This window comes from Chitinophaga sancti (assembly GCF_034424315.1).
GTDB lineage: Bacteria > Bacteroidota > Bacteroidia > Chitinophagales > Chitinophagaceae > Chitinophaga > Chitinophaga sancti.
Genome location: NZ_CP139972.1, coordinates 6,506,125 through 6,526,084 on the forward strand (window position 1 = coordinate 6,506,125; position 19,960 = coordinate 6,526,084).

Genomic DNA, 19,960 nt, shown 5'->3' on the forward strand with positions numbered 1-19,960 from the left:
ACATAAACCAAAATAGCGTTATGAAAGAAAGACCGCTACGATTCACTATTCCGGCTACTTTCCGCTCCCTTTTCCTGCCTATGTTCGTCTGTATGATCGCTATGAACATACTCGATCTGCGTGCCCAGATGGCTTTCGCCTCTAATACTGGCCGCTATTCAGGCGCACAGCAGGTCAATGCAGCCGAAAAGCCAGCAGACAACCGCATCTCCCTCCAGGTAAATGATGAAGGATTGGGACAGGTGCTGGAAAAAATTGAAGCACAAATTCCCTTTGTCTTCGTCTATTCTAATGATGAAGTCAGAGCAGGCCAAAGAGTCACCCTTACCGTCAAAGATCAGCAGCTCGACGATGTGCTTAAGCTCATCCTCTCCCCGCTGGACATCCGCTTCGAAAAGATCAATAACAAGATCATTCTCCGGCAGGGCCGCCAGGCCGCCACGACCATTCAGGCCAATGACATCTCCGTCGGCGGTAAAGTTGTAGACGCAAAAGGGGTAGGTATTCCTAACGTCAACGTACGTCTGCAAGGTACCAGCCTCGGCACCACTACAAATGATAATGGTTTTTTTACGCTAAAGATCCCAGCTGGGCAAGCCAATGGTACCTTAGTTTGCTCTTCCGTTGGCTACATCCCATCGGAGGTGGGTATCAATGGCAGAACTAATATTACCGTAATGCTCACCGCCGATTCCAAGGACCTGGGAGAGATAGTGATCACAGCTTACGGTTCACAAAAGAAAACCCAGGTAACTGCGGCAATCAATACCATTTCGACCAAGGATCTTGAAGGCCGCCCTGTAACAAACATGTTCCAGGCCCTCCAGGGTACAGCCCCCAACCTCATCCTGCAACAACAAAATGCAGAACCAGGTGCTAAACTAACACTCAACATCCGTGGTGTAGGTAGCCTCACCGGCAACTCCCCGCTCATCATTATCGATGGTGTGCAGACCGGCGGCGATGGCCTCCAGAACCTGAACCCTTATGATGTGGAAAGCATCTCCGTATTGAAAGATGCTGCTTCTTCCGCTATCTACGGTTCCCAGGCTGCAAACGGTGTTATATATATTACTACCAAAAGAGGTGCTAAAGACGATAAACCATCCGTTACCTACAACGGTATGTATGGCTGGCAAACACCTACCACGCTGCCACGCAACGTAGAGGCATGGCAGTATATGGCCCTGAAAGATGAAGCACTGGTAAACTCCGGTAAAACACCGCAGTATACACCAGATGAAATTGCTTACTGGAAACGTAAAGGCTCATATCCTTCCTACATGGATGAAATGGTCCGGAACTACACTCCACAGCAAAACCACAGCTTAAGCCTGACAGGTGGCGGTAAAAGCAGCAACTACCTCATTTCCCTCGGTTATGTAAACCAGGGCAATATGCTGCAAAACAAATACGTGAACCAGGACTTCTATTATAAACGCTACAACGCAAGAGCAAACCTCGGCGTAGACGTAAGCAAATACGTAAAAGTGAATGCAAACATCGCCTACACGAAATCCTTCTTCCGCCGTCAGTCCGCAGACATGGGTATCCTCATGCGCGATGCAATGCGTACACCACGGATCTATCCTGTAAAGGATTCCCTGGGTAACTACGTTGTACCTGCACTGAACAGTAATAACGTATTTGCACAGCTGGATCAGCAGGGATTTGACCTGGTAGAGAAAGATAACCTGCTTGGTGGGCTGGATGTAACCATCACACCGGTGAAACACCTGAAGCTGAACTTCAACGCTTCCGGCAACTACACCATCACCAACGATGTCAACAGGGTGAATAAATATAGCTATGCTCCCTATTACACCACTGCCAATCCACCTACTTACAACCAGTATTCCGAATCAGAATACAAGGATAATAATACCAACGTATACGCAACTGCTGAATATGAAAACACTTTCGGCAAGCATTACATAAAGGCACAGGCAGGTGCACGTAGCGATGCTGTGAATGAATTCTACGGTATTAAAGCCAGCCGTTATGGAACTACTAACCTCGATAACCAGTGGGCTATCGGTGGTGGCTATATTCCAAAACCTGATGGCAGCTACGACTATTCTACTATCGGTACTTACAACGATATCAGCAATCCGAATCTCTATGCACTGAACTCCCTCTTTGGCAGAGTCAACTATGTATTTGACGATAAGTATCTCGCTGAATTTACCTGGCGCTATGATGGTTCATCCAAACTGGCTCCCGGTCACCGCTGGCAGTTCTTCCCTGCATTCTCCCTGGGTTGGAGAGTGACAGATGAAAAACTCTTCCAGGACTTTAAAGACAAATATGGTAACATCAAGCTGCGCTACTCATGGGGACAAGTGGGTAACTCCAACATCGGAGGTTTCAACTACCTGGCCCGTGTAACACTCAACTCCGGCAAGTATGCGTTCAACAACGCACCTGCTCCCGGTGCCGATTTCTCCGCTTACAACGAAATCCTGCAATGGGAAATCTCTACGATGAGTAACTACGGTGTGGATATGGACCTCTTCAATAACAAGATCTCCGCCAGCTTCGATTACTTCAACAAAACCACTAATGGTATCTATCTCTTCCAGGTAGTACCCGGTACTGCCGGTATCGGTTCTTCCCTGCAGAACGTAGGTAAAGTGCAGAACAAAGGATGGGAGATCTCCGTGAACTACCACCTGAAAACAGGCGCAGTAAAACATACCTTCGGTGCAAACCTGTCTGATAACCTGAATAAGGTGATCAAATATGGTGAACAAAATATCCAGGGTTCTGACTTCACCTATATTATCAAAGAAGGATTCCCGATCGCGTCTTACTACGGTTACAAATCCAATGGCCTTTACCAGAACCTGGACGATATCAAGAATGCACCAAAAGTGCCATTCGCCTACAATCAGCAGGTAATGCCGGGTGATGTTAAATATATAGACCGCAATGGCGATGGTGTGATCGATGCAAACGACCGTTATGTATTCGGTAACCCATTCCCACGCTATACATTCGGATTTAACTACAGTGCCAGCTGGCGCAATTTCGACTTCTCCATGTTCTGGCAGGGAGTTGGCAAGCGTACACAGTTCCTGCGTGGTGATATCGTAGAGGCATTCCACAATAATGAGGACCATGCCTTTATGCAGCACCTGGATCGCTGGACACCGACTAATCCTGATGCAAGCTATCCACGTCTTACAATTGGTGCAGCTGATGCGAACAACTTCGCTTATTCAGACTACTGGTTGTTCGATACCCGCTACCTGCGTCTGAAGAACCTGCAATTCGGCTACAACCTGCCTAAGCGCTTTACCGATCGCATTAAGGTACAGGGTGCAAGAATCTACTTCACCAGTCAGAACCTGATCACATTTACACCACGTCGCTTCCACGATCTGGGTGTAGATCCTGAATTCACACAGTTCGACGACAAGCTGTCTTTTTCCAATTACAATGCTATTGCAGGACGTAGCTATCCGAATGCAGCTACCTTCTCTTTCGGTATAGACCTGAAATTTTAAACGTATGAAGAGACTACTGATAATACTCATAAGTGCGACTACGCTGTATTCCTGCCGTAAGCTGGATCAGCCTATCACACGCGAATTTACTGAGGAGGCCTACTGGCGGGATGCAAATGATGCCCTCGCAGCAGTGAATAGCTGTTACGAAAACATGTCGAACGATGGCTACTTCTTCGGTAACGAAGCCCTGAGCGATAACGCTTATGTAAACGGAATCGGCTTTGACAACGTTACCGCTATTGCAGATGGGGCTTACGATCCATCCAATGCAAGAGTTACAAACGAATGGTCTTACCGCTACACCTGTATCCGCAAGTGTAACATCGTGACCACGAATATTGACAAGGTGCCAAACATGGATTCTACACTGAAGAGAAGAATCCTGGCAGAAGCCCGTTTTATTCGTGCTTACGCTTACTTTCAGCTGGCAGACTGGTATGGCGATGTTCCATTCTATACCAACCTGATCACCATCAGCGATGCAAAGACCATCACCCGTACACCAAAGGCAGATATCCTCAACTTTGTACAATCAGAACTGGCTGCAATTCGTGCAGACCTGCCCGTGAACACTGCTTACGGCAGCCAGGACAGAGGCCGCATTACCCGCGGTGCTGCCATCGCTTTCAGCGCACGGGTACATTTATATAAAGGAGAATGGCAAGCCGTAGTAGATGATTGTGAACAACTCATTGGTAAAAATGATAATGGTACTTATAGCCTGCAATCCAGCTATAAGAACATCTTTAACATCAACAATGAATATAACAGTGAGGTGATCCTCGACCTGCAATATGGTGGTGGCCGTACCTACGCTACACAACGTAGCTTCCTGCCACAGACCGTTGCCTTGCTCAGAAGCACACTGGTGCCTACACAGGACCTGGTGGATGATTACGTCATGCTGAATGGTAAAGGAATTGCTGAATCAGGTTCCGGCTACAGCGAGAGCAATCCTTACAATAACAGGGATCCCCGTTTTAATGCAACCATCCTGCACGATGGTTCTACTATCACGGACTTTAACGGTACTGTACAAACGATCCTCACACAGCCAGGTTCCAATCCTGCTACCAATAGTGTAGACGATCAGGGTGCATCTCCTACCGGTTATTATTTCTACAAATACTACGATCCTACAGCCAGCAATTACAACTCTAGCCTGAATCTGATCATGATTCGCTATGCAGAAGTATTACTGATGTATGCAGAAGCCAAGAATGAACTGGGCCAACTGGATGCGAATGTATGGAACAGTACCGTGCGTGCACTGCGTGTACGCGCCGGGTTTACTGATGCAGGAGCGACCGAATACCCTTCCGCTACCAGCGATCAGCTCAGAACCATCATACGCCGTGAAAGACGTGCAGAACTGGCTTGCGAAGGTATCCGTCCATTCGATATCCGCCGCTGGAAAATTGCTGACCAGGTGCTGGCAAAACCAGTGAGAGGTATCAAAGTGAGCGGTGGTGCTTTCAATAAAGATGCAAACGGATATATCATCGTTGAAAACAGGGTTTTCAATAATCCGAAACATTATCTCTGGCCGGTGCCTACATTCGAACGCGACCAAAACAGTAACCTCGGTCAAAACCAGGGTTGGTAGAATTTCCACTTATTTTAAAAATGCTGCAAAACATGAAAACATACTTTCTGCATATATTAGCCATCATGTCACTGCTGACTGTAAGCTGTAAAAAGGACGACTATAAACTCAACACGAACATGAAGCCGGTACCTGCACTGAGTGCACCGGTAAATGATAAGTATATCAAACTGCAACCTGCTACCAGTGCCTCCGTTTCCTTTGAATGGGAACAGGCACGTGCCGAAGACGGTTCACTGGTATTGTACGAAGTAGTGTTCGACAAGGAAAACGGCGACTTCTCCACACCACTGGCTACCGTTGCTTCTGATGGGGGTGGGGTAAATAACAAACTGACCCTGTCTCACAAAGACCTGAACACAATCGCTGCAAAAGCAGGTATCGAATCTCTTGCTACCGGTAAACTGAAATGGACCGTGAATTCTTCAAAAGGGTTCAACATCCTGAAGGCTGCTGAATCCCGGACCATCGAAGTAGAAAGACCAAATGGCTTTGCAGAAATTCCTGTAGATGTATACCTGACTGGTACTGCTACAGAGGCTGGTGATAACCTGGCAGCTGCAATGAAACTGAAATCTACCTCAGCCGGTGTATTTGAAATCTATACTTCCCTGAAGAATGGTACCTACCATTTTACAGACAGAAATACCGGTGCACCTACTACTTTCTACATTGATGGTGGTGCTGTAAAACAAAATGGTGAAGGCACACAAAGCACTGGTACAAAGGTTTACCGCCTGCGTCTGGACTTTAACAATGCTGCAGCTACTGTAACCGAAATCACCGGTATGGGCCTGTGGTTCGCTCCGGAAAATAAGATCATGTATCCACTGGATTACGTGAGCAATGGTGTATGGTCATTCAAAAATCAACTGATCAACTTCCACCAGGAATCATGGGGTCGTGATGAACGTTATAAATTCCGCCTGAGTGTAACGGCTGCTGATGGTACTGCTGGTTACGAATGGTGGGGTTCTTCCAACGCTGATAATAACCGCCCTACTTCCGCAACACCGCTGTCTTTCTGGGAACTGCACCTGATTACAAACAGTGATCAGTATAACTACTGTTTCAAATTTAACAGTGGAGTAGACACTAAAAACTGTGATGTGAATGTATACTTCTCACCAGACAAGACGTATACCCACGAAGTGATCATTAAATAAATTATTGAATTATGCGCAAATTAATAATTGTTGGCACCTTACTCATCACAGGATTTACCTCCTGCCTGAAAGAGCCTGTGGACGATGGTCCCGGCCCTGGCGCAGGCGCGGTGAGTTATGTATATAACTGGCCTGCTATCGCTGATTCTACTGAAAAATCATTGATCAGTGGCTGGTACAACCAGAGTGGTAATTACTTTAACAAGAACAATAGCAGTGATCAGACTTTCAACTACTGGCCCAATGCGCATGCACTGGATCTGTTGGTAGATGCGTACCTGCGTACAGGTGATGCTACTATCAAAGCCCGTATGGATAAGCTGCTGGATGGTGCCCAGGTAAAGAATGGTAATACCATCATCAATCACTTCTATGATGACATGGAATGGATGACCCTGGCCTGTCTGCGTGCATACGAAGCAACCAGTGACGCCAGGTACAAAACTGCTGCTACCACCCTGTGGAATGATATAAAAGGTGGATGGGATGATACATTTGGAGGTGGTATCTACTGGAACAAGGACCGTCAAAACAAGAATACGCCCGCCAATGCGCCCGCCAGCATCATCGCCTCCCGCTTTTACCAGCTGGACCATAAAGGCGATGACCTGGACTGGGCCAGGAAAATCTATCAGTGGCAAAAGGATAACCTGGTAGACCCTACGACGGGTTTGGTATGGGATGGCCTGGATGCCAGTGGTACAAACAAGGCCTGGAAGTTTACCTATAACCAGGGCGTGTTTATTGGTGCCGCAGTAGAGTTGTACAAGCTCACAGGGGATGCTACTTACCTGGCCGATGCCCTGAGAACTGCTAATAATTCCCTGGGCAGTGATTTCACCAGCAATAACATCTTCAAGGATGAGGGTGGGGGAGATGGTGGTCTCTTCAAAGGGATCCTGGTACGCTACCTGATGCTCCTCATTACAGATGGTAGTATTTCCAGCACCGACCAGGCAAAATTTGCCAATTCTCTCCTGTTGAATGCACAAACTTTGTGGTTAAAGGGAACTACCCGTCCACAGGTTATATTTAATACCAACTGGACAACAGTGGCGACTACTACAGATCTGACTACCCAGCTTAGCGGATCAATGTTGATAGAAGCAGTTGCCAGGTTAAAAGAACTGGGGCTGATTGATTAAAAGAACTCGAATTGATTGATTAATTTTAGATCTCCGGCTTCGGCCGGAGATTTTAAAATCCACAAGCATGTTTAAATACTCAGGTCTCATGATGCTGCTATGCCTACATAGCGGCCTTTTCGTTTCTGCACAGTCATCTGCCAACAAAACCCATGCAGATACCCTATGGTCAGCAGTTGTTAAAAACCTGTATGACGCTCAGAACAAACTTTACTACGAAACCACCAACAAAGAGAAGAATGAAAATCCTCATTCCTTCCTCTGGCCATTGTGTGGCTTAATCCAGGCGGCCAATGAAATGGAAGCCATCCACCCGGGCAAAAACTACATGCCTACCGTTGTCACTGCCATCAATGCCTATTACGACAAGAAAGCACCGGCTCCCGGCTACGACTCTTATGTTGTAAAAGAAAAGGGCGGCGACCGGTTCTATGACGACAATCAGTGGATCGCCATTGCCTACCTGGATGCGTATAAGCGCACAAAGAAAAAATGGTACCTTGAAAAAGCCACGGAAATCTATAAATTTATGATGACGGGTTTTGATACCATATCCGGCGGTGGTTTATACTGGAAAGAAGGAGATAAGGGTGGCAAAAACACCTGCTCCAATGGCCCGGGCGTATTGGTAGCCCTACAGTTGTACGATGCTACCCATCAGAAAAGCTATCTCGACACAGCTTTGCTGTTGTACAACTGGGTTAACAAATACCTGCAGGCACCTGAAGGCTATTATTATGATATGATCCATGTGCCATCGCTGAAAATAGACTCCGCTGCTTATACCTATAATGCGGGTACGATGCTGGAATCTAACGTCAAACTGTATCACATTACAAAAGATAAGCATTACCTGGAAGCTGCGCAGCATATAGCAGCCGGCAGTTATGCTCATTTCTTCCGTCAGGGCAGGTTTCCATATTCATATTGGTTCAACGCTGTGCTGCTCAGAGGATACGAAGCATTGTATGCTGTGGATGGTAACCGACAGTATATCAATGCAATGCAGGAAGATGCCGACAAAGTATGGGCTACCGAATGCGATCAACGCGGACTGGTAGGCCGTCGTACGGACAAAGATTTATTAGGTCAGACTGGTATGATGGAAATTTATGCCCGCCTTGCCCGGATAAAATAAGTATCTTTGTTGCACTATGAAATACAGGAATACAAAAGGTTACCTCCAAAACAGGGTAACCTTTTGTGTTTCATGGCATAACCATTAATATGTACACCGTTTATATCCTTTTTTCCCGTAGGTACCAGAAGATCTATACCGGACACACGACTGATCTTATTAAAAGATTTCACTTTCACAATGTGCATGGGCGCCAGAAAGGCACCCTGCAGTATAGACCATGGGAGGTCATTTACCTGCAGAACTTCGATGATAAGATTTCTGCTATGAAGCATGAATGGCTGCTCAAATCAGGCAAGGGCCGCGCATGGATCTGGTCTCGCATTAAGGAGGAGTTTTATGCCAATGGGTATATCAACGGGCCGGTTGTTTCTGCAGAAGCTGCTGGTCGTACGCTGATAGCCGAGGAGGTTGGTGGAGGGCACATGAGCTCCTGATAGTGCGTTCGCTGCTGCCATCGGGGTTTGGGGTGTTATCCCTGCTGAATTTCCTATCAGTAGTTCCCTTACTTCGTTCCAGTGCACGCCTGGGGTTTATCCTCTGCCAGGGGCCTTATCAGCGATTCTCTATTTCCGGCCGCGTGAAACCAGGAATATGATCAGGAACACCACAACAGCAACAGCAATAATTCCTGTCCATACGCCGGCTTTAAAAATACCGCCTACTACTTCACAGCTGCTTAACAGCATGATGGCAAAACCCAGTAATGCAAGTTGTAAGTTTTTCATAATCTTCGCTTTAACAACTGGTATATCATACAGTGTGCCAGATGTAATCATGCATTGACCCTTACTATGGTAAAGGTCCAGGGGGAGTGAGTTCATATCAACAGATAGGTGATCCGGGCGTTTGATAATAATATGGCTACCCATGAATACGTTTAGCTTTACGCTATGAGGGGGATTTTCCTGCGCTGGCGTGGCAGGTTTTCCACTCTTAGTGTATCATTGTTGAAGTAGCTGCTGTCAAAAGGATAAGAGGCCCTTTGAAAACGCAAGCACGGGGCGTTTTACGGTGCCGATGGATTTATGGGCGGGCCTGGTGGATGTTGCTGCTGCCAAAACATCGGGTCCATATTAATCTGCACCTGCTGCGGCGTGGGATGCGCTATCGTAATCCCTGCCTCCTGCAGCGAAGCATAAATCGACGTCAGCACTGCACTCTTCATACTCCCCGCCTGCCCCAGGTCATTAATCCAAAAGAAAGCCTGAAAATCCATTGCCCCATCCCTGAAATTACTCAGCAACACCGTGGGCTCCGGAGCTCCCATCACACCCTCATGCTGCTGCAAACACTGCTTCATCACCTGTATCACCTTATTAATATCTGCACCATACGTCACGCCTACACTAATATCTACCCTCCTCGACCTGCTACTCAATGTCCAGTTCACCAACTGCTGCGCTATCAGCTCCCCATTCGGCACTATCACCTCCGATCCATCTCCCGCCGAAATCCTGCTGGACCTGATACCAATCTCCTTCACTACACCCGTACGTGTTCCCAACTCAATCGTATCACCCACCTCTATCGGCTTCTCAAAAGCCAGTATGATCCCTGATACCAGGTTATTCACAATATTCTGCAAGCCAAACCCGATACCTACACCCAGGGCTCCCACTACAATGGCCAGTTTGTCCAGCGGTATACCCGATGCCGCAAAGGCTAATAACACACCTGCCCCCAATATCGCCAATCTTAATAACAACATATATGATCCCCATCCTTTCCGGGTCGGCACATTATTCCCTGTATAGCCCAGCAGGAATGTTAATAACTGGCTCAGCACCGAGGAGATCCAGATAATCAACAGGAACACAATCACCCCACCAAAGGTAAACGCAAAACTGCCGATCTTTCTTTCGGCCACCAGCATATCCGCCACCATTTCATACAGCGTATCATACACATACAGGTTCCTCGCTACCAGCATCAGGTACCCCACCGTGGCTATCACATACAGGATCGATTTTAACCGTGCCTTGATATGCTGGTAATCCAGGAAAGACACAAACGTACTCGAATGCTTATTCGCCTCCACATGCAGGTAAATGGCTTCCATCAATATTTCTACACTCAGCACAATTGCCAGCGACATCGTAATACTCACTACCCCCGCTGCTCCAAATATTTTAGCTGCCGTCACTCTTGCCATGATCACCAGCAACAGCGACAAGGCGCTCATTATAATCAGGATCCACACGGCATGTTTAGCATATTTGGGCAATGGCAATTTCGTTTGCGCTATGCTATGCAACAGGTAATAGCCCAATATCACCCCCAGTATCGCCCCCGTAAAAATGCCCCACTGCTCCGTGAACGTTACCTGGATCAACAGGTTATTCACACAGTAAAGGGCTAAGAGCAACACCAGCAGAAACCACCTTCTGAACAAATGCCCGGGCAGGTATTTCTTTACAATAACAGACACGCAGATCACCGCTATGCCCCAGGTAATTTCTATAAATAATATCGGGTACTGAATATTTAGTAAGGCAGACAAAGTGGACACCAATAGCAAAGTACCCGCTACCGGATGTACAATTACATACCTGGTTTGTTGCAATATCGTTTCTGCTTCCGACCCCACATGATCTCTCCTGATCCTCCTGATATTCGACATCACCCACCATGCAAACCCGATGGCCGCCAGCAACCAGAATGCAATCATCGGCCGCCGGATCATAAAAAAGATCTGCAGCACATGTATGTTTTTCGCCACTGAGCGCTTAAGCACATATAGAAATTTCGGGCCCTTCTTGCCCGGTAAGGGTGGCTCCCAGAGATAACTAAAGTCTTTATTGAACATCCGTGTACTGTATCCCGACAACTGGAAGTCCATATCCTCCAGTAAATTGGTCGATTCTAAATACCGCTTTGCTACTTTATTCTGTAATAAGCCTAAGAATAACAGGTTCCGTTTATTCGCACTATCTACTTGTCTCCACTTGGTGATCAGCGTGGCCATCTGCCCCACATAGATATCCCGCAACTCGTCCTCTGCCGGTATATCCCGCATGGTGGTATCTCTTCGCAACTGTTGTAGGGTATCGGTGATGTTCACCAGCTTATCATAGAATCTGAATAACTGGTTTTGCCAGTTATTCAGTCGCCATTCCAGTTGTACGAGAAGCACCCTGTTGGTATACAGGTCCATTACATTCGGGGTACTACCTAATGCGGTAATATCCCGCTTCACTACATTGAGCGAAGAATCGATGAGTGGCAGGCGTTCACTTATTTCAGTGGTATCGAGGCCCCGTTTGAGGATACTCATGACCTCATTGAGCATGAGGGTATAGTTTTCCAGGCGTGTAATCAACACCGCCACCGAGGTATCAGAAAGGTGGAGCCTGGATTTGCCTGAGGAACTGTCTTTCACCTGTTGTGAAATGATCTTGCTCAGGGTAGCGCTGTCCAGGGGTTTAGTAGCATTGTAGGGGCGCCGGGTAGCGGGGCTTTGTGCGTGCAGCAAAGCCACATGACACAAGAATAGCAGGAGTAAGGTTAATCTGACCTTCATGTATTAGCCGGTTAAAAAGAATATGGCTTTGAGTGAGTTGTGATCACCCAAAGCCACATCAATAAGAGTACCGGATTTCTTTCTGCCGGGATTAATCAGGGCTGGTTACTGGCCAAACCTGCCATAGTACCGTAGCAGAAAATTATTTTTCCCACTTCACTTTTTCAGACAAGGGTTTCAGGCGTCTGCCTTCAGGTATGGGTTCATCAGTATAACCCAGGTAAAAAATCCCCAGCACCTTATCATCCTCACCCAGAGAAAGATAATCTTTCATGGCAGGAGAGTAGGTCATACCACCGGAACCCCAGTAGCCAGCCAGGCCCAGGGCGGTAGCACCTAACCACAGGTTCTGTACTGCACAGGCTACTGCAGCAATTTCTTCAATTTCAGGAATACCCGGTTTGTTACTTCTCTTCATACAAAGTACGATCGCATGAGAGGCCAGGTCGCCCTGCGTTTTCAGTTTCTCATAATTGCCCAAAATGAATTTTTCAGGGGCAGTATTTGCTTTGTACATTTCAGCGTGAGCTGCACAAAACGTTTTAACGGCGTCGCCGCCAAACACCGGGAAGTACCATGGTTCGGTATAACCATGGGTAGGGGCCCAGTCAGCCAGTTCAAGGAGAGCCTGAATTTGCCCGTCCGGAATGCGCTTGCCATTCATTGCAAACGGTTTAATATTCCGGCGATTGGTGATAATGCTCTTCAATTGCTCAAAGTCCATGCGCGATATTTATTTAACAGGTGAAAGAGCTTGTTTCCACTCTTCGGGCAGGCGGGCTACTTTTCTCGTTTGGTAATCAAAATAAATCATACCGGATTTTGCCGCTGCGATCGGGATTGTTTTTTCCCCGCGGATGGTCGTGATACTGTAATAGAGATCGAATCCAAATGGGGTGAAATCGGCGGCTCCTACGGCGATGTCAAAGATATCGCCATGAAAGCCTTCCCCTTTGTATACGAGGGCGGCATCGGCCATGATAAGGCCTGCCTGACCATCTTTATCCAGTTCGCCAAACCCGAAGTTGGCCAGGAAGCGAAGGCGTGCTTCGTGAATAATAGAGAGAATGGCATCGTTTCCTACGTGACCGCCATAGTTGATATCCCCAATCCTTACAGGAACTTGGGTGTGAAAATCCAGTTGTTCAGGAAGCTCAATTTTTACTCTAGCCATTGGTTTATATTATCAGTGAGCCTTCAGGAAGGCAATCAGTTTCTGGAATGCTTTGGCCCTGTGGCTGAATACATTTTTGCCGGCCATGTCCATTTCAGCAAAGCTGAGAGTTGCACCATCGGGTACGAAGATGGGATCATAACCAAAACCTTTGCCTCCCCTGCGTGCAGTAAGCAGGGTGCCGGGGCAGGTGCCTTCGAACTGGTATTCTTTATGATCGAGGATCAGGGAGATAACGGTTCTGAATTGTGCCCGGCGATCGGTTTTGCCTTCCATTTCGGAAAGGGCTTTATCGATATTGTCTTCAGAAGATTTCTGTTCACCTGCATAGCGGGCGGATAAAACACCGGGAGCGCCGTTCAGGGCGTGTATTTCTAACCCGGAGTCTTCAGAGAAGCAGTTTTGCTGTGTCATATTATGAATGGTCACAGATTTTTCCCGGGCATTTTCTTCGAGGGTAGGGTGTGGTTCCGGGATGTCGATGTCGATGCCGGCTTCGCGGAGGGTGATGATTTCGAACTCGTCGCCCAGCATAGAGCGGATTTCCTTTATCTTATTTTCGTTGTTGGTAGCGAATACTAGCTTCATGAATGCAAGTTAGATTTAAATCCCCAGCAATTGTTTCAGGCCCTGCCACAGCCTGCCCTTCATCATTTTATCCTGGGAAATAGGGTAGAGGTCGTCAGAGTTGAGTAGCTGGCAGCCCTTGGCAGAAATGACCTGGTAGAGGGGAAAATCTTCCAGGCCCATGGTAGCAGGAGAGATGCCAAAAAGCACCGCCTGCTTCATTTTTATGGCAGACTGCCAGGATGTAAAGGACATGGCAGGATAATGCGCTACATTTATCAGGGCTATATCCTGCATACCCAGTTTACAGGCATTTAAGATATTCGTGAGGAGGTTAAATAATTCTTCATTTAAATACGCTTCTCCTTCATTTTGTATGAACAGCGCGATGTTTTTTTGATTTTCACCTAAAAATTTCACGTCCGGAACGACAGCAGGAGTTGTGGCAACAGGTGCTTTTTTCCCCGGTATGATAGGCTGGGTGTAGATCCTGGCCAGAAAGTACGGGTCCAGCTGTACTTGATCAAAAGACATGCATATATAGTTTAAATTGAATGTAATGGCCCCCTTTGGGGAAAAATTTGCTTTATTTGCATCTGACGACGTGAGCAAATTTAAGTGTATTCATTTTTAGATGAGCGATTTCCGACTTTAGATTTCGCCAACATATCATACATCCAAAACAAATTAACAGCACTTTTTTATGATGGGAGTAGATAAACAAATGGTAAACAAGGTAGGGGAAGAAGCCTTAAAAAAAATTAAGGTGACCCGAACAAAGAATTCAAGGATTGGGGAAATAGACTTCAATAACCTTATCTTCGGGAAGCAATATGCCGACCATATGTTGGTGGCAGATTTTGACGGTAAAGAGTGGAAGAATGCAGAGATCCTGCCTTTCGGCCACCTGTCTGTGAGTCCGTCGAACGCCGCCTGGCATTATGGGCAGGCTATTTTTGAGGGTATCAAAGCCTACAAAGACCAGGAGGGAATGCCGATGATTTTCCGTCCATACGATAATTATGCGCGTTTTAACAATTCTGCGGAGCGTATGGGGATGCCAGAGGTGCCGGAATGGCTTTTTATAGGCGGGATGGAGCTTTTGATCGATCTGGACAGGGATTGGGTACCTACCAATGATGGTTGTTCCCTTTATTTGCGTCCTTTTATGATTGCCGCTGATGAATTTATTGGTGTAAGGCCTTCAGATACGTATAAATTTGTTATTATTAACTCGCCATCCGGTCCGTATTTTAATAAACCTATTAAATTACTGGTGCAGGATAAATATATTCGTGCTTTCCCTGGTGGGGTGGGTGCTGCAAAAGCAGCGGGTAACTATGGCGGGGTTATGTACCCTACTATGCAGGCCCGCAAGCAGGGATACGATCAGATTTTGTGGGTAGATGGATTGGAATTCAAATACTTACAGGAATGCGGTACGATGAACGTGTTTGCTATAATTGGTAACACTGCCATAACGCCGGATTTGAATCAGGGCACGATTCTGGCTGGGGTTACACGTGCTGCTGTGATGTCTGTATTGGAAGATATGGGGTTGAAAGTAGAGGAGAGGCCGGTGAGCATTGAGGAGCTGGTAGAAGCGTATCAGGCGGGTACCCTCCGCGAGGTATTTGGTACCGGTACAGCTGCCAGCGTGGCATATGTGCAGGAACTGGATTACAAAGAGCACCGGATCCGGCTGGATCCTACCAAATATGAGGTAGGGAACGAGTTGCTGGAAAGACTGGATGCGATCCGTACTGGTAAGGCGGAAGACACCCATCACTGGAATTACAAAGTAGGAACTTACTCAAAATAGTCTTAGTTGTGTTGAATTGGAAGGCCATCTGCGAGAGTAGATGGTCTTTCTCTTTTATGTAACAGGAGCAAAAAGCCCTCATTATTGTAATGAGGGCTTTTTTTGTACGCTTTAAAAAGGGAGATAACCCGCAGATAACCCGCAGATATCCCGCCTATAAGCCGCCTATAAGCCGCATCTTTAAAGAGGCGGGATATCTGCGGTTTATGCCCGGGAAATTAGCCGGTTATTCACCTGATGGACTGGTAGCTGAGCTGCATTTCAATTTTCTATTCCTCAAAACCACCCAAATCACGCTGTAATTTTGTACCTTCGCCGCCTATGACCATGGCAACTTTCATCGCGTCGCTGGATCAGGCCGCCCCTCCTGAGGGGATTTCTCCTTATTTGAAGGCTTTGTGGTGGGATGGAAAAGGTGACTGGCAAATGGCACATGATATCATCGAACATCTGGGAGATGATACTGCTGCCTGGGTTCATGCCTACCTCCACAGGAAAGAAGGTGACCGGGGAAACGCCCGGTATTGGTACAGCAGAGCGGGCCGAAATACGCCAGAATCTACAACGGACATGGAATGGAGCGAAATAGTCAGGGAACTTCATGGGAGCTGACGAGGATTTCCTTCAAAAAAATGTTCAAAACATTTTGTTATTAACAAGGAGCGTGTTACCTTTGCCCTCCCAAATTCCCATTCTGGGCGATTTGGATGTCATTGTAAACCGACAAGAAAAAAAATCTAGGTAGAATGCCTACTATACAACAATTAGTAAGAAAAGGAAGAGAAATTATCCGGGCTAAGTCCAAGTCCAGGGCTTTAGATAGCTGTCCTCAGCGTCGCGGTGTTTGTACACGTGTGTACACAACCACTCCTAAGAAGCCAAACTCTGCACTGCGCAAGGTTGCAAAGGTGCGTTTGACCAATAAAGTAGAGGTGATCGCTTATATCCCTGGTGAAGGACACAACCTGCAGGAACACTCTATCGTACTGATCCGTGGTGGTAGGGTAAAAGATTTACCGGGTGTACGTTACCACATCGTTCGTGGTAGCCTCGATACTGCTGGTGTGAAAGACAGAAAGCAGAGCCGTTCCAAGTATGGTACCAAAAAGGAAAAGGCTAAGAAATAATTTATAATAACTACTTGAAATTTTCCAAATAAATGAGAAAGCAAGCTGCGAAAAAGATGCCTTTGGCTCCAGATCCTCGCTTCAATGACAAACAGGTTACCCGGTTTGTTAATAACGTGATGGAGCAGGGCAAAAAGAGCATTGCCTTTAGAATATTTTACGATGCAATCGACAAAGTGAGCACTATTACCAATGATAATGGTTATGAAGTGTGGAAGAAAGCGATTACAAACGTAACTCCTGCTGTAGAGGTTAGAAGCCGTCGTATTGGTGGTGCTACATTCCAGATCCCTTCTGAGGTTCGTCCTGACAGAAAGATCTCCCTGTCAATGAAATGGTTGATCCGTTATGCAGGTGAAAGGAATGGTAAGAGCATGGCTGAGAAGCTGGCTGCTGAAATCGTAGCTGCTGCTAAAGGTGAAGGTGCTGCTTTCAAGAAGAAAGAAGATACTCACCGTATGGCTGAAGCTAACAAGGCATTCTCCCACTTCAGGATCTAAATCTACTGCCGTTTTACGGTAGATGGTTTATAAAGATATAAGGGAAACATCCTCTGGGCTATACTAGGGGATGTTTTTCCTTTTCTCATATATGCCCTTTTCGCCAGTGTTGAACTTGCATGCATTCCCGGGATCAGTAGCGCCGTCACCGGTAGGTCTTTAAGCATTACTTACGGACCCTGTTATGCCGGAATTATTCAAACCACCGCACCGGCTTAATTTTTAAACCTTGTAACCAAAGGGTCAAAAAAAAGTATTCTGCTGCTGAAATAACAATTTGGCAAAGTTGCTTGTTTTATTTATTAGCAAAAATGAATTACCTTTGCCCCCCAAATTGCATTATTATACAGTCATTTTAATATTATGGCAGACTTAAGATTTCAGAGAAACTTTGGTATTGCGGCGCACATCGATGCGGGTAAAACCACTACCACAGAGCGTATCCTGTACTACACAGGTAAATCCCATAAGATTGGGGAAGTGCACGAAGGTGCAGCCACCATGGACTGGATGGCGCAGGAGCAGGAAAGAGGTATTACCATCACATCTGCTGCTACCACCTGTTTCTGGAAATTCCCAACTACTCAGGGAAAGCTCCAGCCAGATACAAAAGAATATAAATTTAACATCATCGATACTCCAGGTCACGTGGACTTCACTGTTGAGGTTGAGCGTTCCCTGCGTGTACTGGATGGTCTGGTAGCTCTGTTCTGCGCTGTATCCGGCGTTGAACCACAGTCTGAAACCGTTTGGCGCCAGGCTAACCGTTACCGTGTACCACGTGTAGGTTTCGTAAACAAAATGGACCGTGCTGGTGCTGACTTCCTGAACGTGGTAAAACAGGTGAAGGAAATGCTCGGTGCTAACCCAGTTCCTTTGATGCTGCCTATCGGTGCTGAAGATACTTTCAAAGGTGTGGTTGACCTGATCACCATGAAAGGTATCATCTGGGACGAAGAAGGTAAGGGTGCTACTTACCAGGAAATCGAAATCCCTGCTGATATGAAGGATGAGGCAGAAGAATGGAGAGCTAAACTCGTAGAAGCTGTTGCTGAATACGATGACAAGCTGATGGAGAAATTCTTTGAAGATCCTAACACTATCTCTGAAGATGAAATTCACGAAGCAATCCGTAAAGCAACGATCGATATCGCTATCATCCCAATGCTTTGTGGTTCTTCCTTCAAAAATAAAGGTGTACAGAAAATGCTGGATGCCGTATGTCGTTACCTGCCTTCACCAGTAGATATCGAAGCGGTTAAAGGTACTGACCCTGACAATGGTAAAGAGATCGAACGTAAACCAGATGCAAAAGAACCATTCTCTGCACTGGCATTCAAGATCATGACCGATCCATTCGTAGGTCGTCTGGCATTCTTCCGGGCTTATTCCGGTCACCTGGATGCAGGTTCTTATGTACTGAACACCCGTACAGGTAAGAACGAGCGTATCAGCCGTATCATGCAGATGCACGCCAACAAGCAGAACCCAATCGACTTCATCGAAGCTGGTGATATCGGAGCTGCTGTAGGTTTTAAAGATATTAAAACAGGTGATACCCTGTGCGATGAGAAAAATCCTATCGTACTGGAATCTATGACCTTCCCTGAACCAGTTATCCACATCGCTATCGAGCCTAAAACTCAGGCGGATATGGACAAAATGGGTCTGGCTATCTCTAAACTGGTAGAAGAAGATCCTACCCTGAAAGCTAAAACTGACGAAGAAACCGGCCAGACCGTATTGAGCGGTATGGGTGAACTTCACCTGGAAATCATCGTAGACCGTATGCGTCGCGAGTTCAAGGTAGAAGTTAACCAGGGTGCACCTCAGGTTGCTTTCAAGGAAGCATTCACACTGAAGGTTGAACACCGTGAGGTTTATAAGAAACAAACAGGTGGTCGCGGTAAATTCGCTGACATCCAGATCGAAATCGGCCCTGCTGATCCAGAATGGCTGAAAGAGAACGACGGAAAACAATTCCAGTTCATCAACGATATCTTCGGTGGTTCCATCCCTAAAGAATTCGTTCCTCCGGTACAGAAAGGCTTCGAGTCTGCTATGCGCCAGGGTGTACTGGCAGGCTACCCGCTGGATAACCTGAGAGTTCGTCTGTTCGATGGTTCATACCACGACGTTGACTCCGATGCAGTATCCTTCGAACTGGCTGCAAGATCAGCTTTCCGTGAAGCAGGTCGTAAAGCAAAACCAGTACTGCTGGAACCAATCATGAAAGTAGAAGTTCAGACCCCAGACCAATACATGGGTGACGTAACAGGTGACCTGAACCGTCGTCGTGGTATGCTGGAAGGTATGGAAATGAGAAACGGTGTACAGGTAATTAAAGCGAAAGTTCCTCTGAAAGAAATGTTCGGATACGTAACTCAGCTGCGCTCCCTGTCTTCCGGTCGTGCTACTTCCATCATGGAGTTCTCTCACTATTCACCTGCTCCAAACGCTGTTGCTGAAGAAGAAATGGCAAAGGCAAAAGGTAAAGTGAATGCATAATCAGCATGATTAGAATCTGATTGAAATATGGTCCCGTTCCGGTCTTCCCGGAACGGGACTTTTGTTTGTAGCCAATTGTAACAAGTCTACCTCCTCTCAACGTTTTATGCACATCCTGCCCTTGCAGGAGATGCTGTTATCAATTGCATTTTACTCCTGGTAAAGAGAAAGG

At 46.7% G+C, this 19,960-nt stretch carries 17 protein-coding genes; 11 read left to right on the top strand and 6 right to left on the bottom strand.

Annotation, left to right across the window (positions count from 1 at the left end):
* Positions 1-20 precede the first annotated feature (20 nt).
* The 6 genes from U0033_RS25555 to U0033_RS25580 all read left to right on the top strand — a co-directional run bounded on the left by U0033_RS25555 (position 21) and on the right by U0033_RS25580 (position 9,004).
* Positions 21-3,509, top strand: a complete 3,489-nt coding sequence (locus U0033_RS25555) for a TonB-dependent receptor (RefSeq protein ID WP_083571521.1) — start codon at positions 21-23, stop codon at positions 3,507-3,509.
* A 4-nt stretch (positions 3,510-3,513) separates the two neighbouring features.
* Positions 3,514-5,118: a RagB/SusD family nutrient uptake outer membrane protein gene (locus U0033_RS25560; RefSeq protein WP_072360554.1), complete on the top strand. Its 1,605-nt coding sequence runs from the start codon at positions 3,514-3,516 to the stop codon at positions 5,116-5,118.
* 32 nt (positions 5,119-5,150) lie between these two features.
* Positions 5,151-6,284: a SusE domain-containing protein gene (locus U0033_RS25565; RefSeq protein ID WP_072360898.1), complete on the top strand. Its 1,134-nt coding sequence runs from the start codon at positions 5,151-5,153 to the stop codon at positions 6,282-6,284.
* 11 nt (positions 6,285-6,295) lie between these two features.
* The gene (locus tag U0033_RS25570; RefSeq protein WP_072360556.1) at positions 6,296-7,429 is read left to right on the top strand and encodes a glycoside hydrolase family 76 protein; all 1,134 of its coding nucleotides are present in this window, start codon (positions 6,296-6,298) and stop codon (positions 7,427-7,429) included.
* A gap of 67 nt (positions 7,430-7,496) precedes the next feature.
* Positions 7,497-8,567 carry a glycoside hydrolase family 76 protein gene (locus U0033_RS25575; RefSeq protein WP_218164024.1) on the top strand — a complete coding sequence of 357 codons (1,071 nt, stop codon included), beginning with the start codon at positions 7,497-7,499 and terminating at the stop codon, positions 8,565-8,567.
* 89 nt (positions 8,568-8,656) lie between these two features.
* Positions 8,657-9,004 (top strand): GIY-YIG nuclease family protein, encoded by a 348-nt coding sequence (locus tag U0033_RS25580; RefSeq protein WP_072360558.1) that lies wholly within the window; start codon positions 8,657-8,659, stop codon positions 9,002-9,004.
* A gap of 129 nt (positions 9,005-9,133) precedes the next feature.
* Here U0033_RS25580 and U0033_RS25585 read toward each other — a convergent pair whose 3' ends face one another.
* The 6 genes from U0033_RS25585 to U0033_RS25610 form a co-directional block, all read right to left on the bottom strand.
* Positions 9,134-9,295, bottom strand: coding sequence for a phosphatidate cytidylyltransferase (locus U0033_RS25585; protein ID WP_072360902.1), 162 nt, complete (start codon positions 9,293-9,295; stop codon positions 9,134-9,136).
* Positions 9,296-9,576: 281 nt separating this feature from the next.
* Positions 9,577-12,090 (bottom strand): mechanosensitive ion channel family protein, encoded by a 2,514-nt coding sequence (locus tag U0033_RS25590; RefSeq protein ID WP_072360560.1) that lies wholly within the window; start codon positions 12,088-12,090, stop codon positions 9,577-9,579.
* 142 nt (positions 12,091-12,232) lie between these two features.
* Positions 12,233-12,814: a nitroreductase family protein gene (locus U0033_RS25595; protein WP_072360562.1), complete on the bottom strand. Its 582-nt coding sequence runs from the start codon at positions 12,812-12,814 to the stop codon at positions 12,233-12,235.
* Positions 12,815-12,823: 9 nt separating this feature from the next.
* Entirely contained in the window at positions 12,824-13,264 is a 441-nt protein-coding gene (locus U0033_RS25600; RefSeq protein WP_072360565.1) for a thioesterase family protein, read from the bottom strand.
* Between the two features lie 12 nt (positions 13,265-13,276).
* Positions 13,277-13,852 carry an RdgB/HAM1 family non-canonical purine NTP pyrophosphatase gene (rdgB, locus tag U0033_RS25605; RefSeq protein ID WP_072360567.1) on the bottom strand — a complete coding sequence of 192 codons (576 nt, stop codon included), beginning with the start codon at positions 13,850-13,852 and terminating at the stop codon, positions 13,277-13,279.
* Positions 13,853-13,867: 15 nt separating this feature from the next.
* The gene (locus U0033_RS25610) at positions 13,868-14,365 is read right to left on the bottom strand and encodes a hypothetical protein (protein ID WP_072360569.1); all 498 of its coding nucleotides are present in this window, start codon (positions 14,363-14,365) and stop codon (positions 13,868-13,870) included.
* Between the two features lie 169 nt (positions 14,366-14,534).
* Between U0033_RS25610 and U0033_RS25615 the strand changes: the two genes are divergently transcribed.
* The 5 genes from U0033_RS25615 to fusA all read left to right on the top strand — a co-directional run bounded on the left by U0033_RS25615 (position 14,535) and on the right by fusA (position 19,788).
* On the top strand, positions 14,535-15,653 hold the full coding sequence (locus tag U0033_RS25615; protein WP_245801763.1) for a branched-chain amino acid aminotransferase: 1,119 nt from the start codon (positions 14,535-14,537) through the stop codon (positions 15,651-15,653).
* 321 nt (positions 15,654-15,974) lie between these two features.
* Entirely contained in the window at positions 15,975-16,265 is a 291-nt protein-coding gene (locus U0033_RS25620) for a hypothetical protein (RefSeq protein ID WP_072360573.1), read from the top strand.
* Between the two features lie 134 nt (positions 16,266-16,399).
* The gene (gene rpsL / locus U0033_RS25625; protein ID WP_012789278.1) at positions 16,400-16,780 is read left to right on the top strand and encodes a 30S ribosomal protein S12; all 381 of its coding nucleotides are present in this window, start codon (positions 16,400-16,402) and stop codon (positions 16,778-16,780) included.
* A gap of 32 nt (positions 16,781-16,812) precedes the next feature.
* Positions 16,813-17,280, top strand: a complete 468-nt coding sequence (gene rpsG, locus U0033_RS25630; protein WP_072360575.1) for a 30S ribosomal protein S7 — start codon at positions 16,813-16,815, stop codon at positions 17,278-17,280.
* A 363-nt stretch (positions 17,281-17,643) separates the two neighbouring features.
* Positions 17,644-19,788, top strand: a complete 2,145-nt coding sequence (fusA, locus tag U0033_RS25635) for an elongation factor G (protein WP_072360577.1) — start codon at positions 17,644-17,646, stop codon at positions 19,786-19,788.
* Positions 19,789-19,960 lie beyond the last annotated feature (172 nt).

What these genes read in the sequence shown, in the direction of transcription:
- U0033_RS25575 (WP_218164024.1), top strand. Translation starts at nt 7,497, where the DNA reads ATGTTTAAATACTCAGGTCTCATGATGCTGCTATGCCTACATAGCGGC.
- U0033_RS25560 (WP_072360554.1), top strand. Translation starts at nt 3,514, where the DNA reads ATGAAGAGACTACTGATAATACTCATAAGTGCGACTACGCTGTATTCC.
- U0033_RS25610 (WP_072360569.1), bottom strand. Translation starts at nt 14,365, where the DNA reads ATGTCTTTTGATCAAGTACAGCTGGACCCGTACTTTCTGGCCAGGATC.
- U0033_RS25615 (WP_245801763.1), top strand. Translation starts at nt 14,535, where the DNA reads ATGATGGGAGTAGATAAACAAATGGTAAACAAGGTAGGGGAAGAAGCC.
- U0033_RS25585 (WP_072360902.1), bottom strand. Translation starts at nt 9,295, where the DNA reads ATGAAAAACTTACAACTTGCATTACTGGGTTTTGCCATCATGCTGTTA.
- U0033_RS25570 (WP_072360556.1), top strand. Translation starts at nt 6,296, where the DNA reads ATGCGCAAATTAATAATTGTTGGCACCTTACTCATCACAGGATTTACC.
- rpsL (WP_012789278.1), top strand. Translation starts at nt 16,400, where the DNA reads ATGCCTACTATACAACAATTAGTAAGAAAAGGAAGAGAAATTATCCGG.
- fusA (WP_072360577.1), top strand. Translation starts at nt 17,644, where the DNA reads ATGGCAGACTTAAGATTTCAGAGAAACTTTGGTATTGCGGCGCACATC.
- rdgB (WP_072360567.1), bottom strand. Translation starts at nt 13,852, where the DNA reads ATGAAGCTAGTATTCGCTACCAACAACGAAAATAAGATAAAGGAAATC.
- U0033_RS25590 (WP_072360560.1), bottom strand. Translation starts at nt 12,090, where the DNA reads ATGAAGGTCAGATTAACCTTACTCCTGCTATTCTTGTGTCATGTGGCT.
- U0033_RS25580 (WP_072360558.1), top strand. Translation starts at nt 8,657, where the DNA reads ATGTACACCGTTTATATCCTTTTTTCCCGTAGGTACCAGAAGATCTAT.
- U0033_RS25565 (WP_072360898.1), top strand. Translation starts at nt 5,151, where the DNA reads ATGAAAACATACTTTCTGCATATATTAGCCATCATGTCACTGCTGACT.
- U0033_RS25595 (WP_072360562.1), bottom strand. Translation starts at nt 12,814, where the DNA reads ATGGACTTTGAGCAATTGAAGAGCATTATCACCAATCGCCGGAATATT.
- U0033_RS25555 (WP_083571521.1), top strand. Translation starts at nt 21, where the DNA reads ATGAAAGAAAGACCGCTACGATTCACTATTCCGGCTACTTTCCGCTCC.
- rpsG (WP_072360575.1), top strand. Translation starts at nt 16,813, where the DNA reads ATGAGAAAGCAAGCTGCGAAAAAGATGCCTTTGGCTCCAGATCCTCGC.
- U0033_RS25600 (WP_072360565.1), bottom strand. Translation starts at nt 13,264, where the DNA reads ATGGCTAGAGTAAAAATTGAGCTTCCTGAACAACTGGATTTTCACACC.
- U0033_RS25620 (WP_072360573.1), top strand. Translation starts at nt 15,975, where the DNA reads ATGACCATGGCAACTTTCATCGCGTCGCTGGATCAGGCCGCCCCTCCT.